This is a genomic window from Candidatus Microthrix subdominans, from assembly GCA_016719385.1.
Taxonomy (GTDB): domain Bacteria; phylum Actinomycetota; class Acidimicrobiia; order Acidimicrobiales; family Microtrichaceae; genus Microthrix; species Microthrix subdominans.
In genome coordinates, this window is sequence record JADJZA010000001.1 from 241,637 (window position 1) to 256,651 (window position 15,015).

General features: G+C 68.5%; 14 protein-coding genes. 10 read left to right on the forward strand and 4 right to left on the reverse strand.

Translation table 11 applies throughout. From position 1 onward, the window contains the following. Positions 1-3: 3 nt before the first annotated feature. Positions 4-1,266, reverse strand: a complete 1,263-nt coding sequence (locus IPN02_01215; protein ID MBK9295500.1) for a DUF4349 domain-containing protein — start codon at positions 1,264-1,266, stop codon at positions 4-6. A 194-nt stretch (positions 1,267-1,460) separates the two neighbouring features. On the opposite strand from IPN02_01215, the gene IPN02_01220 reads away from it, so the two are divergent. The 4 genes from IPN02_01220 to IPN02_01235 all read left to right on the forward strand — a co-directional run bounded on the left by IPN02_01220 (position 1,461) and on the right by IPN02_01235 (position 4,416). Beyond that, positions 1,461-2,624: an acyl-CoA dehydrogenase family protein gene (locus IPN02_01220; GenBank protein ID MBK9295501.1), complete on the forward strand. Its 1,164-nt coding sequence runs from the start codon at positions 1,461-1,463 to the stop codon at positions 2,622-2,624. A 60-nt stretch (positions 2,625-2,684) separates the two neighbouring features. Next, positions 2,685-3,734, forward strand: a complete 1,050-nt coding sequence (locus IPN02_01225) for an acyl-CoA/acyl-ACP dehydrogenase (GenBank protein ID MBK9295502.1) — start codon at positions 2,685-2,687, stop codon at positions 3,732-3,734. Between the two features lie 93 nt (positions 3,735-3,827). Then, the gene (locus IPN02_01230) at positions 3,828-4,046 is read left to right on the forward strand and encodes an antitoxin (protein ID MBK9295503.1); all 219 of its coding nucleotides are present in this window, start codon (positions 3,828-3,830) and stop codon (positions 4,044-4,046) included. 169 nt (positions 4,047-4,215) lie between these two features. Then, complete coding sequence (locus IPN02_01235; protein ID MBK9295504.1) at positions 4,216-4,416, forward strand: hypothetical protein; 201 nt, start codon at positions 4,216-4,218, stop codon at positions 4,414-4,416. A 173-nt stretch (positions 4,417-4,589) separates the two neighbouring features. Here IPN02_01235 and IPN02_01240 read toward each other — a convergent pair whose 3' ends face one another. Beyond that, positions 4,590-4,844, reverse strand: a complete 255-nt coding sequence (locus IPN02_01240; protein ID MBK9295505.1) for a hypothetical protein — start codon at positions 4,842-4,844, stop codon at positions 4,590-4,592. A 101-nt stretch (positions 4,845-4,945) separates the two neighbouring features. Here IPN02_01240 and IPN02_01245 point away from each other — a divergent pair, with 101 nt between their 5' ends. Continuing rightward, on the forward strand, positions 4,946-5,332 hold the full coding sequence (locus tag IPN02_01245) for a nuclear transport factor 2 family protein (protein ID MBK9295506.1): 387 nt from the start codon (positions 4,946-4,948) through the stop codon (positions 5,330-5,332). Between the two features lie 49 nt (positions 5,333-5,381). On the opposite strand, the gene IPN02_01250 is transcribed toward IPN02_01245, so the two are convergent. Continuing rightward, positions 5,382-7,088: a molybdopterin-dependent oxidoreductase gene (locus tag IPN02_01250; protein MBK9295507.1), complete on the reverse strand. Its 1,707-nt coding sequence runs from the start codon at positions 7,086-7,088 to the stop codon at positions 5,382-5,384. A 546-nt stretch (positions 7,089-7,634) separates the two neighbouring features. Between IPN02_01250 and IPN02_01255 the strand changes: the two genes are divergently transcribed. From IPN02_01255 to IPN02_01270, 4 genes are all read left to right on the forward strand, one after another. Further along, positions 7,635-8,852, forward strand: a complete 1,218-nt coding sequence (locus tag IPN02_01255; protein ID MBK9295508.1) for an ammonium transporter — start codon at positions 7,635-7,637, stop codon at positions 8,850-8,852. A 202-nt stretch (positions 8,853-9,054) separates the two neighbouring features. After that, positions 9,055-10,206 (forward strand): acetyl-CoA C-acetyltransferase, encoded by a 1,152-nt coding sequence (locus tag IPN02_01260; protein MBK9295509.1) that lies wholly within the window; start codon positions 9,055-9,057, stop codon positions 10,204-10,206. A 229-nt stretch (positions 10,207-10,435) separates the two neighbouring features. Continuing rightward, complete coding sequence (locus tag IPN02_01265) at positions 10,436-10,930, forward strand: disulfide bond formation protein B (GenBank protein MBK9295510.1); 495 nt, start codon at positions 10,436-10,438, stop codon at positions 10,928-10,930. Continuing rightward, positions 10,927-11,655, forward strand: coding sequence for a TlpA family protein disulfide reductase (locus tag IPN02_01270; protein MBK9295511.1), 729 nt, complete (start codon positions 10,927-10,929; stop codon positions 11,653-11,655). Before IPN02_01265 ends, IPN02_01270 begins: the two co-directional genes overlap by 4 nt. Before the next feature lie 19 nt (positions 11,656-11,674). Here the strand turns inward: IPN02_01270 and IPN02_01275 are convergent, their stop codons facing one another. Continuing rightward, the gene (locus tag IPN02_01275; GenBank protein ID MBK9295512.1) at positions 11,675-12,364 is read right to left on the reverse strand and encodes a DsbA family oxidoreductase; all 690 of its coding nucleotides are present in this window, start codon (positions 12,362-12,364) and stop codon (positions 11,675-11,677) included. 209 nt (positions 12,365-12,573) lie between these two features. Between IPN02_01275 and IPN02_01280 the strand changes: the two genes are divergently transcribed. Next, the gene (locus IPN02_01280; protein MBK9295513.1) at positions 12,574-14,931 is read left to right on the forward strand and encodes a CocE/NonD family hydrolase; all 2,358 of its coding nucleotides are present in this window, start codon (positions 12,574-12,576) and stop codon (positions 14,929-14,931) included. Positions 14,932-15,015: the final 84 nt, after the last annotated feature.

Here is a 15,015-nt window from a genome sequence, read left to right on the forward strand (position 1 = left end):
CCATCAACGATCTCCCCATGGGGCAACCATATCGACGGTCCTGTCGTCACCGGGCGTCGGAGGACCCTGCGCCGAGGCCAACCGTGCGGCTGCGTGCCCGGCGCCGCGGCGCCGACGGACCAGGCGAACGACCAACCACACGAGCAGCCCGATGGCCAGGAACGGGGCGATGGCGGCCACGGCGACGACGATGGCGTTCACGACGGCGGTGAAGGCCTGCCAGCCGCTGGTCAGCCCGTCGATGAAGCCGACGCCGTCGTCCTCGTCGATCACCGGGTCGAGGCGCTTTCCGGTCTCGGTGATCGTCAGGGTCACCGTCGACTCGGCCACCTGGGCCTCGATCGTTCGCAGCTGCCCCTGGATGCCCTCCAGCTCGGTCTCCCGGCGCAGCAGCTCGCTTTCGAGCATGCCGATCTGGCCGGCATCCGATGCGTCGGCCAGAAAGCCCTGAAGCCGGGTGATCGAGGCCTTGAGCGTGGTGATCCGACCCTCCAGGTCGGTCACCGTGCCGGTGACGTCGTCGGTCGATACGCTGCGGTTGGTTACCTTGCCCAGCTCGGACAGCTGCTCCATGGCCGCATCGAAGTTCTTCGGTGGGATCGCCAGCGTGAGCACCACCGACGAGTTGCCCGAAAAGCTGGTCTGCTCCTGGGCGACCCGGCCACCCAGGGCGCCGACGAGGGAGCGGGCCTTGGCCGCCGCCGTGTCCGGTTCTTTGGCGGTGAGGTCGAGGGTGGCGGTGCGCACCAGATCGCGGTCCACCCCGGTGACCTGCGGGGTCTCGGTCGGTCCGATGGGGATGCCGGGCGTCACCTCGTCGGTGGTCACCTCCGCAGCTGCGCCCGACTGGTCAGCGTTGGGGACGCCGGCAGCCGGCTGCGCCCCCTTTGTCGAGACCCCGCCGTCGGGCTCTGCCCTTGCCACCTCGGGGTCGGGTAGTGCCGCACCGGTTGCTCCCGAGGTCGAGGCGTCGCCCGCCCCGGTGCCCTGCAGCGCCGTGCCCAGTCCGGCCAGGGCGGCGAGCGCCACGATCACAGCCAACGCCGCCAACCAGCGGTGACGGCCGAAGAAGCCGCCGAAGCGACGGAGTCGAGTGCTCGACGGCGGGGCGCCGGACCGGTCGCCGGGACCCGCCGAAGGTGGCCCGTCGGTCCGGTCAGCCGCAGCATCGACGTCCCCGCTCCGTTCGGACCGCCGGTGTCCTTCGTCGTCGGTGGGCGCCGTTGCGTCGTGTGGCGGACGGGTGGGGGTGATCATCGTGCTCATCGGCGCTCCTCAGGTCATGGTGTAGCCGTGGGTGTGGAGATGAGACGTTCCGAGCTGCCCCGCGAGTTCCCGAATGCTCAGGATTGTTTCGGTTCCTGCGCCGGAGGGCGGCAGGGCGTCGCTTCTCGCAGGCCGGATATCGGCTGCGCTCATCGGACTGGTACCTTCATCCATCCCGACCCGCCGGAGGACCGATGGAACTGCTCGACAGCCCCAGCGAGGCTGCATTTCGCGTCGAGGTGCGCGGCTGGCTCGCCGACCACGTGCCCGCCGAGCCGCTGCCCTCCGGCGACACCGCCGAGGGCTTTGCCGCCCATCTCGATTGGGAACGCACGCTGTTCGAGGCCCGCTATGCGGTCGTCTCGTGGCCCGAGGCCTACGGGGGCCGGGAGGCCACCCTGTGGGAGTGGCTGATCTTCGAGGAGGAGTACTACCGGGCCGGGGCACCCCAGCGGGTGACCCAGAACGGCATCTTCCTGTTGGCGCCCACCATTTTTGAGTACGGCACCCAGGAACAACAGGATCGGTTCCTCCCCCGCATGGCGTCGGCCGACGACCTGTGGTGCCAGGGCTGGTCCGAACCCAACGCCGGCAGCGACCTGGCGGCGATCACCTCGAAGGCGGTGCGCGACGAGGCAGCTGGCGGCTGGCGGTTGACCGGCCAGAAAACCTGGACCACCCGGGGGGCGTTCTGTACCCACCTGTTCGGGCTGTTCCGCACCGACCCCGATCAGCAGCGCCATCGTGGCCTCACTTACTTCATGGTGCCTCTGGACGCCGAGGGCATCACCGTGCGCGGCTTCACCCGCCTCGACGGCGATGAGGGCTTTGCCGAAGTGTTCTTCGAGGACGCGTTCGTCTCCGACGAGTGGGTGCTGGGGGGGGTGGACGCCGGCTGGTCGGTCGCCATGTCGACCACCTCGTCCGAGCGGGGGCTCACCTTGCGGTCGCCGGGACGGTTCATGGCGACCGCCGAGCGGCTGGTCGCCCGGGCGCAAGAGTGCCCCGATCTCGATCCGGTGCTCGCCGACCGGGTCACCACGGCGTGGATGGCCGCCGAGGCCTACCAGCTCTACACCCTGGCCGACGTCACCGACGTGACCGAGGGCCGCCCGCCGGGCGCCCGTTCCAGCCTCAACAAGCTGTGGTGGTCCGAGCTCGACGTCGAGCTGCACCGGGTGGGCCTCGAGCTGGCCGGTGCGGAGGCCGAACTCGACGAGGGCTCGCCGGGTGCCGTCGACGACGGCCGTTGGATGAAGGGCTGGCAGTTTGCGCTGTCCGGGCCGATCTACGCCGGCACCAACGAGATCCAACGCAACATCGTCGCCGAGCGCGTGCTCGGCCTGCCCCGCAAGTGAGCGCCGGGGTGATCGACGCAGCGGCCACATCAGCACTGAGCAACAACAGGGAGCTTCGCCATGCGGTTCGCATTTGAGGACGAGCAACTGGAACTGGCCGACGCGGTTCGGGACCTGCTGATCCGTGAGGTGCCGGCCAGTCGGGTACGAGAGGCGTGGGACTCGGACGACGGTCGGCTGCACGACGTGTGGGCCAAGCTGGCCGACATGGGCGTGCTGGGGCTGATGGTTCCCGAGGCCCACGGCGGCTTTGGCCTGTCCGAGGAGGAGCTGGTGCTCGCCCTCACCGAGTGCGGCCGCGTGGCCCTGCCCGACCCGGTGTTGTCCTCCGCCATGGTCGTGGCCCCAATGCTGGCCGAGGTGATCGGTCAGGAGCACCCGCCCGAGGGCGCGGTCGAGCTGGCCACCACGTGGCTGGAGCGGCTGCCCGGCGGCGCCACCGCCGTGCCGGCGTTCCCGGCCGCCAAAACGGTGGCCTTCGCCAACTCGGCCGACGTCATCATCGGGTACGCAGACGGCGAGCTTCACGTCGTCGACCCCTCGTCGGTGCGGCTGTCGCCGGAGCGGTCGGTCGACGGCGCCCGCAAGCTGTCGCGCGTCGAGTGGCAGACCCACCCCGACACGCTGTTGGCCGATGGCGACGCCGCCCGGGCGATGATCCGCAACGGCTGGAACCGGGCGGCGCTCGGCACCGCCGCTCAGCTGCTGGGCCTGGGCGAGACCATGCTGGACATGACGGTCGGCTACGTCTCCGAGCGCAAGCAGTTCGGCGTGCCGGTCGGGTCGTTTCAGGCGGTCAAGCACCACCTGGCCGACGCCCGCCTGCAGCTGTCGTTCGCGGCTCCGATGGTGCACCGTGCGGCGCACAGCCTGGCCAACGGCGATCCCGACGCGCATCGCCACGTGTCGATGGCCAAGGCGATGGCCTCGGAGGCTGTCATGTTCGTTGGCGAGCAGGCGCTGCAGTGCCATGGGGCGATCGGCTACACGACCGAGTACGACCTGCACCTGTACCTGAAGCGCAGTTGGGCCCTGGCTTCCCGCTTCGGTGATGCCCGCTGGCACCGCCGCCGGGTGGCGGCCGCCCTTGGCTTGGATCCGCTGACGTAGAGAGACCGTGCCGGCCCCCCAGATCGCCGGTTGCCGGTCGTGAGGCCCCGTGCGCTGGTAGCCCGACGGTCCTACTCGGGGTAGCATCGTGGTATGAAGCTCAGCGTCAGTCTGCCCGAGGGCGATGTCGAGTACCTCGACGCCTACGCGGAAAAGCAGCGGCTGGGCTCCCGGTCCGCAGCGATTCAGAAGGCGGTGCGGTTGCTCCGCGCCTCAGAGCTCGGCGCTGCGTATGACGAGGCGTGGAGCGAGTGGGTGGACGGTGAGGATGACCATCTCTGGGACGTAGCGACCGCCGATGGGCTTGCCTGATGCGTCGCGGTGAGATCCGGTGGGTGGATCTCGATCCCAGTCGAGGCGCCGGGGGGGGGGGGGGGGGCCGGGCGGGGGGGCGCCCCCAACGGGGGGGGGCGCGCGGCGGCGCGGCGCGGGGGGGGGGGGGGGGGGGCGGCGCGGCGCCCCCCCCCCCCCCCCACACGTCGTGAACCGCGAGTCGGCGCCCGAGCGCGTCGGCAACCTGTTCGATGTGGCCCCTGTTGGACGTCACGACGGCGTCGTCGCGACGCATGGCACCTTCAGCGACGGCGACATCGACGATGTCGGGGAGACCGCTCCGGGCGATCAACGTGCCGATTTGTCGAGCCTGGACTTCCAGCATGTTCTCCACCTGGCAGCCCTTTAACAGCCGGGTCAGGTGATGCTGCGGGCCCCCACGCCAGGCTTCGGCCAGCACGCCGACCGGAACTGTTGGCACCAACCCTCGGCTGAGCGAGGCCCGGTGGAGTGCCCACATCAGCCGATCGTCGCGTTCAGCTGCGATCAATGCGCCGGTGTCATAGGTCAGCCCGTTGGCCATCACGCGGTCTTTGCAACCGGGTCGCCCAGGAGGCGGTCGAGGAGCGCGTCTCCAGCGGCGAGTTCAGCTGTGGTGAGCTGACCCACTTTGGCCTCCCACTCCTTGACCCCCTGTAGCCCCTCGCGCAGGAGCAGCGCGCGCTCGGCGGCTGCGGAGAGCCAAGCGGAAAAGGACATCCCGTCGGTTCTGGCGGCCCGTTCGACCCGGGCCGCCACGGAATCGTCCAAGGACACGGATCGTTTCGTCACGGCCATGTGGCGATGGTAATACTACCGGTAGTACCGGTCAATGGGTCGGTGAGGCCCGGGTAGGGGGGCCGGGTAGCAGAGGGGGAGGGCCGGGTACGGTCTGGGCCATGACCGCCGAGACCGCCGCCATCCACGCCACCGTCGAGAACTACATCGCACACTTCTCCAACAACGACCGGGCGGGCTACCTGTCGCTGTTCGCCGAGGATGCCTGGGTGGAAGACCCGGTGGGTTCGCCCAAGCACGAGGGGCTCGAGGCCATCGGTGCGTTCTGGGACGGCTCCCGCGAGCTGGCCCCCGAGATCGAGCTTCGGCTGACCAAGGCCAACGTGTGCGGCGGCGAGGCGGCGTTCTTCATGGAGATCCGGCCGATGCTGGGCGATCAGGCGATGACGATGACGGCGATCGACGTGATGACGTTTGACGACGACGCCAAGATCACCACCCTGAGGGCCTACTTCGACATGGCCGAGATGCGCCCCGCCGACGACTGAAGCGGGCCGCTCGCCCGAGCCCCGTAGGTTGGTTCGGAGAGCGCCGGCCTCAGATCGACTGCCGGTAGCCGAAGAACTCGTGGTCCTCGTTGTAGCCGCCCTCGCCGCCGGCGATCGCCTCGAAGTCGGCGACGAACTCGATCGCCCTGATCCACTTCACCTGTTTGAAGCCGATCTGAATCTCGTTGCGCAGCCGCAACGGCGCGCCGTGTCCGTAGGGCAGCGGCTCGTCGTTCATGTCGTAGGCGACCATCGCCAGCTCCGAGTGCATCTGCTCGATCGGGTGGGCGTCGTAGTAGGTGCCGCCGTCCGCCCCCTCGCCGAAGGAGTAGAACACCACCCACCGCGCCTCCGGGCCGGGCCGGACCAGTTCAAGGATCGTTTCCATGGAGACCCCGCCCCACTTGGCAACGCCCGACCACCCCTGAATGCAGAAGTGCTGGGTGATCTGCTCGTGGTGGGGAAGGGCCCGCAGGTCGGCCAAGGAGAGCTCGACCGGGTTGTCGACCAGTCCGGCGATCTCCAAGCGGTAGTCGGAAAAGTCCCCCTTGCGCAGCGCGTTGTACTGCTCCGACGTATCGGGGTATTGCCCGTTGTGCCAGAAGTAGGGGGAGATGTCGCCCTCGGAGTATTCGCCGGGCCTTGTGTCGACGTGCTCGAACAGGCGCTGCACCGGGCCGATCAGCGCGTAGCCCACGCGCTGAACCGTCCGTGGGTGGCGCAGCGTGAACGGCGTCGCCGCCGCCCAGGCGACGATGACCAGCACCATCGTGGCGGCGAAGACGCCGAAGCCCAGCCAGCTGCTCGAATCGCTGCCGCCGTAGATGTGGTTGAGGTTCTTCAGCAGCCCCGTGGTGAACACGAGCGTCACGTGGATCACGATGAAGAACAGGAACCAGCACAGCACCAGAAAGTGCATCGAGCGCGCCGCCTGGATGCTGAGGACCTTGCTCACCCGACGGAATCGGGTGGACAGCGCCGGTGACATGCCCAGGCCCGTGACCAGCGCCAGCGGCGCAGCGATGAAGATCGTGATGAAGTAGGCGGTCATCTGGAGGCCGTTGTAGGCGACCCATCCGTGTTCGGTGGGCCAGTCGAGCGACAGGTACTGAAGCAGCGCCGACGCCGAGTTCGGAATGATGTCCCAGGTGGTGGGCACTACCCGGCGCCATTGCCAGGTCGTGAACAACAACACGTAGAAGATCGCACCGTTGAGAAGCCATACCACGTCGGTTCCCAGGTGCCACCACCGTGCGAGCCCGATCGTGTGCCGCAACCCGGGCAGACCCACCTGCCTCGGAAGACCAACCGAATCCTCCTTGGCGGTCCACAGCGGCACGTTTGGCACCTCCTTTTGGACCCGGAACCACTCCTTGCCCGGCGTGGAGTGACGCGTCCAGTACAGACGGGGATGGTCGGCGAGGATCTGGGCGCCGGAGCGAATGATGAAGATCATCAGGAACATGTTGAGGAAGTGCTGGGCGCCAACCCACCACGGAAACCCCTGGTTCTCAAGTGCCTCGGGAGTGAGGGTCGTGCCCGGATTACGGGCGATGAACCGCTCGACCGACGGGTTGTTTCGCAGGCCCTTGGCGACGGCCACCGCACTGATGAGCACGACGAAGCCAACCGGTATCAGCCAGAGCAGGTTGAACCACCGGCTGCGCCCGAAGCGCACGTGGGGTGCGGTGCCGTGTTGTTGGGGTATCGACCCGGCCCAGGTGGTGGGATCGATCGACTCCTCGCCGATGGTCAAGCTCGAATGAAGCTCGTCGGCCTGTGCCGCAACCGTTGCCTTGCCGGACGCGTGCCGTGCTGCCAAGCCGATCACCCCTGGGAACCATCGTCGGCCGATTAGTCCGAACGGTCAACCGATTCGTGTGCTGAGAGACGCGCACGGGGCCGCAGGAGATCCGGGCCCAGGAAACACGGCGTTGACACGGCCGTCGTCAAGCGTTGATCAGCCGGTCATCGAGCGTTGACGCTGCGGGAACAGGCCCGAAAACCGGCATCCATAGGTTCGCTTCCGTCACCCAAACGACGGCGCCCTGAGGAGGCCAACGTGTTACCCACCAGCTCCCCTACCATCGAACCCAGGCACCGACTACCGGGGATCGACCGCGGCACCTTGCTGTCGATCGTGTCCTCCCGCGGTCTGCGACGCATCACCGGCGCAGCCCTCTGCGGCGCGGCCCTCCTGGCGTTTGCATCCCCGGCCGGCGCCCAGGACATCACTGCCGGCGATGTTCAGACCAACCTCGACAACGTCTTCGTGCTGTTGAGCGCCGTGCTGGTGATCTTCATGCAGGCCGGGTTTGCCCTGGTCGAAGCCGGGCTGACGCAGGCCAAGAACGTGGCCAACATCATGATGAAGAACATGATGGACTTTTGCGCCGGTGCCCTGGCGTTCTACGTCGTCGGGTACGCCATCGCCTTCGGCGACGGCAACGCGTTGTTCGGCCACGCCGGGTTCTTTCTCGGTGACGGGGCGGCCACGATCGGCTCGCTGACGCTGCCGGTCGGGTTCATCTTCCAGGTGGCGTTCGCCGCCACGGCGGCGACGATCGTGTCGGGCGCCATGGCCGAGCGCACCAAGTTCAAGAGCTACTTCATCTACAGCATCGTCATCTCGGCGTTTATCTACCCGGTGGTGGTGCACTGGCTGTGGGGCGGCGGTTGGCTGAGCACGCTCGCCACGCCCTACCACGACTTTGCCGGATCGAGCATCGTGCACCTCACCGGCGGGGTGGCCGCCCTGATGGGCGCCAAGGCGCTCGGGCCACGTATCGGCCGCTACGGCGCCGACGGCAAGCCCCGGCTGCTGCCGCCCCACTCGATCCCCTTCGCCGTGATCGGCACCATGATCCTGCTCGTGGGTTGGTACGGCTTCAACCCGGGCTCCGAGCTGGCCGCCGATGCCGCCATCGGTGGGATTGCCCTCACCACCACCCTCGCCGGGGTGTGCGGTGCGCTGGCGGCAATGGCGGTTATCTGGATCCGCACCGGCGCACCCGACGTGGGCATGACCGCCAACGGGCTGCTGGCCGGGCTGGTCGGGATCACCGCGGGAACCGCTGCGGTGTCGCCGATCGGCGCCATCGTCATCGGCCTGATCGCCGGGGTGCTCGTCGTCGAGTCGGTGCTGTTCTTCGACCGGCGCAAGATCGACGATCCGGTCGGCGCCATCTCGGTGCACGGCGTGTGCGGCGCCTTCGGCACCCTGGCGGTCGGCCTGTTCGCCACCGAGGACACCGAGTTCTGGAAGCAGGGCCTGTTCTACGGCGGCGGCGTCAGCCAGCTGGTCAGCCAGTTGATCGGCGTGGTGGCCATCGCCGCCTTTGTGGCGCTGACCACCGGAGTGCTCTTCCGGGTGATCAGGGCAACCGTCGGCCTGCGTGTCACCGAGGAGGAGGAACTGTCCGGCCTCGACGTCAAAGAGCACGGCGCCCCGGGTTACGGCGCCGCCCGCTCGCCCCAGATGCTCACCGGAGCTGGCGTCACGGGGGCAACCGAGGGGTAGCAGGGGGTGAACTCGGGTCGGGACCCAACCCCGGACCGCCCCGATTCGGTCACGCCCGACACCGCGATGCAGCGCCGCATCGACGTGTCGGGCGTGACCGCGTTGGGGCATCGAGCGGTCCGGCCATTGGCCCGCGATCTGACGCAGCGTCAGACTGGAACCAGTAGCCGGGCACAGCGCCGGCCAAACCCTGGAGGACCCGATGGCCGAGGCCTACATCGTCGACGCAGTTCGCACCCCGGTGGGGCGACGGGGCGGGGGCCTCTCGGCGGTCCACCCCGCCGACCTGGGGGCGCACAGCCTCAAGGCGCTGATGGAACGCACCGGGGTGGACCCGGGCGCGGTCGAGGACGTGATCTTCGGGTGCGTCGACACGATCGGCGGGCAGTCCGGCGACATCGCCCGAACCGCCTGGTTGGCCGCGGGTCTGCCCGATCACGTGCCCGGTACGACAATCGATCGCCAGTGCGGCTCCTCCCAGCAGGCGGTGCACTTCGCCGCCCAGGCGGTGATGTCGGGCACGTCCGACCTGATCGTCGCCGGCGGCGTGCAACAGATGTCGACGATCCCCATCAGCTCGGCGATGCTCGTCGGCGAGCAGTTCGGCTACCCCGACCCCTTCACCGGCTCGACCGGCTGGCAGGAGCGCTACGGGGACCAGGAAGTCAGCCAGTTCCGCTCGGCGCAGATGATCGCCGACAAATGGGAGTGCAGCCGCGACGAGATGGAAGCGTTCGCCGTCGAGAGCCACGAGCGGGCGATCCGGGCCCGGGACTTGGGCCGCTTCGACGCCGAGATCGCCCCACTGGGCGACGTTGCCCGGGATGAGGGCCCCCGTGAGCCCAACTGGGAGAAGATCCGCAGCCTCAAGCCGCTCGAGGAGGGCGGCACGATCACCGCTGCGGTCGCCAGCCAGATCTCCGACGCTTCCGCCGCGCTGCTGATCGCCTCCGACCGTGCGCTCGCCGAGCACCAACTGACGCCGCGGGCCCGCATCCATCACCTGTCGGTGCTGGCCGACGATCCGGTGTGGATGCTGACCGCTCCGATCCCGGCCACCCGCCATGCCCTGAAGAAGGCCGGCATGACGATGGACGACATCGACCTGGTCGAGATCAACGAGGCGTTCGCGTCGGTGGTGCTCGCCTGGATGAAGGAACTGGACGTTCTTCACGACAAGGTGAACGTCAACGGCGGGGCCATTGCGCTCGGGCATCCGCTCGGCGCCACAGGTGCCCGGCTGATGACCACGTTGCTCGGCGAACTCGAGCGCACCGGCGGCCGCTACGGCCTGCAGACGATGTGCGAGGGCGGTGGGCAGGCAAACGTGACCATCATCGAGCGTCTCGGGTGAGCAGGCCCGGAGGCTGAGGATGTTCATGGCCGCCGGCCCGCCGATGAGCGGATCCAGGCTCCATCCGACACACTGTGGGGTAGTTCCCCGACCGAAAGCGCGCTGAACCGACGTGAACCAGGACGCTTTTGACACCTTCTATGCCCTGCTCACCGTCGCCGGTCAGCTGGCGCTCGTCACGGTGGCCGTTCTGTGGCTGCTACGGGGCCGCACGCCGTGGTGGAACCAGGTGTCGGCGTCGCTCGCCCCGGTGGCCCTGTGGCTGGCCACGCTCGTCGCCGCGGTGGCGGTGGTGGGCAGCCTGCAGCTGTCGCTCGGCGCCGGGTACACCCCATGCACGCTGTGTTGGTACCAGCGCATCGCCATCTACCCGCTGGTGATCGTGTGCGGCGTGGCGGCGCTACGCCGTGATGTGGCGGTGCGATTCACGGTGTGGCCGCTCGCCGCCATCGGGGCGTCGATCTCCATATGGCACTACGTCCACGAACGCCTGCCCGAGGCGGTCGGTGCCAGCTGCGACCCGGTTGCCCCCTGCACCGTGCTGTGGATCTGGAAGCTGCACTACATCTCGATCCCGATGATGGCCCTCACCACGATGGCCCTGATCGCAGTCCTGGTCGGCATCGCCCGTGCGGACGGCGAGCGGACCGAGGTTGCCCACACCTCGGCAGCCGGCACCGATGAAGTCTCGAAGAGTTCGACTCCCGAAAGGACCTCACCATGAGTAACCGTCCGAAACTCAACCGACGCGCCCCGGTTCCCGGGTACACCCAGTCGTCCGAATCGTCCGGCGGTTTCCCGGTGTGGGGCATCGTGGCGATCGTCGCCGTCGTGGTGGTGATCGCCGGGGCCATTGCCATCGGCTCCGCGAGCGGTGACGAAGAGACCGCCGACGGCAAGAGCAGCACGGAGGTGCTGTCCGATGCCTACGGCGACAAGCCGACGTCGGAGTTCCGAGCGGTGACCGTGACTGGCGAGGCGCTGCCTGAGCTGGCCGATCCCGCCAACGACCCGGCGATCGGAATGGCGGCGCCCAAGCTCGAGGGGGCCAACTTCGTCAACGAGCCGGTCTCGGCCCCCAAAGGCCCCGCCATGATGGTCTTCGGGGCTCACTGGTGCCACGTCTGCCAGGCCGAGGTGCCCCAGGTGGCCCAGTGGCTCGACGACGGGCTGCTGCCCACCGGGGTGACGGCAACGTTGGTGTCCACCGCTACCCAGGAGGGCCCCGGCGCCGACCCGCCATCGCTGTGGGTCCCTTCGACCGGCTGGGATCAGCCGGTGCTCGTCGACAGTGACAAGAAGGAAGCCGCCACCGCCTACGGGCTCAACGGCTTTCCCTTCTTCGTGTTCGTCGACGGTGACGGGAATGTGGTCCACCGTGCATCCGGTGCGCTGCCTCGCGAGCAGGTCGAGCAGTACCTGTCCGACATCGCTCCGCCGGCGACGTAGCCCGATCGGGCGGAGGTCCTCAGCGGTCCCGGGGGGCGGCAATACGGTTGAGGTGGTGGGCGATCGTCGCCGGGTCCTGGGCGCCAGGGATGGCCAGGCGTCCATCGAGCACGAACGTCGGGACGGCGGTCACGTCGGCAGACACCGCGCCGGCGATCTCTGAGCGCACCTCCGATACGCCGGCCCCCGATGCCAACACCTCGGTCGCCTCGTCGGCGTCCAGGCCCACCGCTGCTGCCCTGGCAACCAGCACCCGGTGGTCGGAGACGTCCAACCCCTCGACGAAGTAGGCGGCGAGCAGCGACTCCTTCAGCGCACTTTGGCATCCGTCGAGCAGGCCATTCGGCAAAACCCCGTCGGCCGGTTCGCCGCCGACGGCCCGATCCTCCTGATCTGCCCACCACAACAGCCGGTGGGCATCGAAGGTGTTGGATCGAACGGCCCGGTCAAGGCGAAACCCCAGCCCCTCTGCGGCGGCGGCCTCGGTCACCTGGGCGATGATCTGGGCGGCTCGGGCCTCGCCGCCGAACTTCTTGGCGTAGGCCTCGGTGACCGACCCACCCGGCACCGGCGCGCCTGGGTCGAGTTGGAACGGAAGCCACCGCACGCTCACCGGTGGCGCCTCGGGGAGCGCCAGTGCCGCCTCGAAGCGTCGCTTGCCGATGTAGCACCACGGGCACACCACGTCCGAGTAGATCCGAACCCGCAATGGTGCCGGTTCGTCGGGAGGGGCGGTCCGGGACGCGTCCGGCCCCACAGCTGGGTCGGGTGAGTGGGATTCCATAGAATTTTCCCTGGGATCGTAGGGTGGAACGAGTTGCCGTCCCACCCTACGGTTGCGGGCTGGCTTCGCATCCCGGGGGGATCGATATGTTGCGCAGACGCCGATTGGCGACCATCGTGGCCGTACCCCTGCTGCTGGGTTCGGGGCTGTCCGCGTGCAGCGGTGCGGAGGCGGCCAGTGACGACACCGAGGTGGCAGGCGCCCAGCGGGCTACGGAGCCGTTTGCCGAGTTCGTGCGAACGGCGCCGGGCCTGGATGCGCCCACGGCGGATGAGCTGGGCCCCAAGAAGGATGCGGCGACCGGCCTGACCATCGCCGGCGGCGTCGAGACCTTGACCGTCACCGGCGCCGACAAGTCCGAGGAGCTTGTCCTCGAGAACGAGGAGGGCGACGTCCTCTTGACCCTGCTCGCCGACGGGGAGGGACAGGCCCACTTCGCCTACATCCCCGACAAGCCGCTGACCCAGCAGACCGGTGGCGATGGCGAACTCCCCACGGTGGACGGCGCCACGCTGGCCCCGGGCACCTACCGGCTGCGGGCGCGTGGCGTCACCAGCGACGAGGTGCGGGTGCTCGGGGTCGACGACGTAGCCGGCGATGCCTTCTACAACTCCCAGGAGATCGACGACGGCTTCGGTTACGTCACGATGCGCGACGGGGTGAAGCTGTCGATCGACGTCACCCTGCCGGGCCCGGTCGAGGACGGGCCCTATCCAACGCTGGTCGAATACAGCGGCTACAGCCCGTCGAAGCCGGACGATCCCCAGCCCGGCTCGATGATCGCCGGTTTCCTCGGGTTTGCCACCGTCGGGGTCAACATGCGCGGCACCGGCTGCTCGGGCGGGGTCTTCGACGTGTTCAACCCGGCCCAGCACGCCGACGGCTATGACGCGATCGAGGCGATCGCAGCCCAGCCGTGGGTGAAGGACAACAAGGTCGGCATGGTGGGGCTCTCCTATGCGGGCATCGCACAGCTGTATGTGGCCTCCACCCAGCCACCCAGCCTGTCGGCGATCGCGCCGCTGTCGGTGATCGATGACCCGTGGCGCGAGCAGTGGCCCGGTGGGCTCTACAACGACGGGTTCACCAGGCAGTGGCTCGAGGAGCGCACCAACCAGGCCGAGGCTGGAGGCCAGAGCTGGGACGGCGAGCTGATCGCCGAGGGCGACCAGGTCTGCGAGGCCAACCAGTCGATCCGAAGCCAGAACCTGGACTTTGGCAAGTTCGGGCGAGCACTCGAGAACTTCTCCGACTCGGCGGCTGCCCGGTTCCTACAGCTGTTGGTGCCCCGCATCGAGGTGCCCACCTACCTGACCGGGGCCTATCAGGACGAGCAGACCGGCGGTCGCTTCCCCTACCTGTTCAACAAGTTCGACGACGACGTCTTCACCAGGTTCAAGATCTTCAACGGACATCACCCCGACGGCTACAGCCCGATGGTGGTCACGGACTGGTACGAGTTTTTGTCGTTCTACGTCGCCGGGGAGATTCCCGATATCCCGGACGGATTGCGTCAGGCGTCGGCGGCGGTGTTCGAAGAGAACTTCGGCATCGACCAGGGCTTTGGCGAGAATCGCTTTGCGGAGTACCTGCCCGACGACTTCGACGGCGCCAAGGCGGCGTATGACGACGAGGCGGCCGTGCAGGTGCTGGTCGAGTCCGGTGCCGACACCGACCCGGCGGGCGCTGCCGGGGAGCGGGTGCGCTGGGACTTCGATCAGTTCCCGCCGGCCGAAGCGACCAAGACCGAGTGGTTCTTCGACGCCGAAGGCACCCTGGCTGACGAGGCACCCGCCGACGAAGCCGCCGACAGCTTTGCCTTCGAGCCCAAGGCCGGAGAGATCGTCACCACCGACGCCAACTCGACCGACTTCCAGTATTCTCAGAAGGATCTGGAGATCGACTACCAGCAGCCTGACGAGGGCAACCTGGTTGCCTATGCCACGCCGGAGCTGACCGAGGACGTGATCATCGCTGGGCCGGGGTACCTCGACCTGTGGGTAAAGCCCGGCTCTGACAACGGCGCCGTGCAGGTCGACCTGACCGAGGTGCGGCCCGACGGATCCGAGACCTACGTGCAGTCGGGCTGGCACGAGCTGCAGCATGCTGAGGAGTACCAACAGCTCAGCGACGAGTATCAGGTGGAATACACCTTCACCGAGGAGGGTCGCGAGGTGCTCGAACCCGCCGAGTGGGTGCACCGCCGGGTGCCGATGCAGGCGGCAACCCACATCTTCCGCAAGGGGTCGCAGCTGCGGGTGAGCGTGCAGAGCCCCGGCCGCAGCCGCCCGCTGTGGTCGTTCGAAAGCCCGGACGTGCCCGCCGGCACCGACGTGGTCATCGGGCGCGGAGGCAAGCATGCGACCGGCCTGGTGATGCCGACGATCGATGGGGTGGAGATCCCCGACGGGCTGCCCGCCTGCAACACGCTGCGCGGCCAGCCGTGCCGTGACTTCGTCGAGGTGACCAACACCCCGGCCGGCGATGACTGACCCGCCGCTTCGACCCCACCCCCCCCTCCTCCCCAGACCGAACTGGGGAGTGCACACTGCTGTCTGGGCGCGCTCTGGGCTCCC

Bases quoted from the DNA above. Each gene is read 5' to 3' on its own strand.
- IPN02_01215 (MBK9295500.1), bottom strand. From the start codon at position 1,266: ATGAGCACGATGATCACCCCCACCCGTCCGCCACACGACGCAACGGCG.
- IPN02_01220 (MBK9295501.1), top strand. From the start codon at position 1,461: ATGGAACTGCTCGACAGCCCCAGCGAGGCTGCATTTCGCGTCGAGGTG.
- IPN02_01225 (MBK9295502.1), top strand. From the start codon at position 2,685: ATGCGGTTCGCATTTGAGGACGAGCAACTGGAACTGGCCGACGCGGTT.
- IPN02_01230 (MBK9295503.1), top strand. From the start codon at position 3,828: ATGAAGCTCAGCGTCAGTCTGCCCGAGGGCGATGTCGAGTACCTCGAC.
- IPN02_01240 (MBK9295505.1), bottom strand. From the start codon at position 4,844: ATGGCCGTGACGAAACGATCCGTGTCCTTGGACGATTCCGTGGCGGCC.
- IPN02_01245 (MBK9295506.1), top strand. From the start codon at position 4,946: ATGACCGCCGAGACCGCCGCCATCCACGCCACCGTCGAGAACTACATC.
- IPN02_01255 (MBK9295508.1), top strand. From the start codon at position 7,635: ATGCAGGCCGGGTTTGCCCTGGTCGAAGCCGGGCTGACGCAGGCCAAG.
- IPN02_01260 (MBK9295509.1), top strand. From the start codon at position 9,055: ATGGCCGAGGCCTACATCGTCGACGCAGTTCGCACCCCGGTGGGGCGA.
- IPN02_01270 (MBK9295511.1), top strand. From the start codon at position 10,927: ATGAGTAACCGTCCGAAACTCAACCGACGCGCCCCGGTTCCCGGGTAC.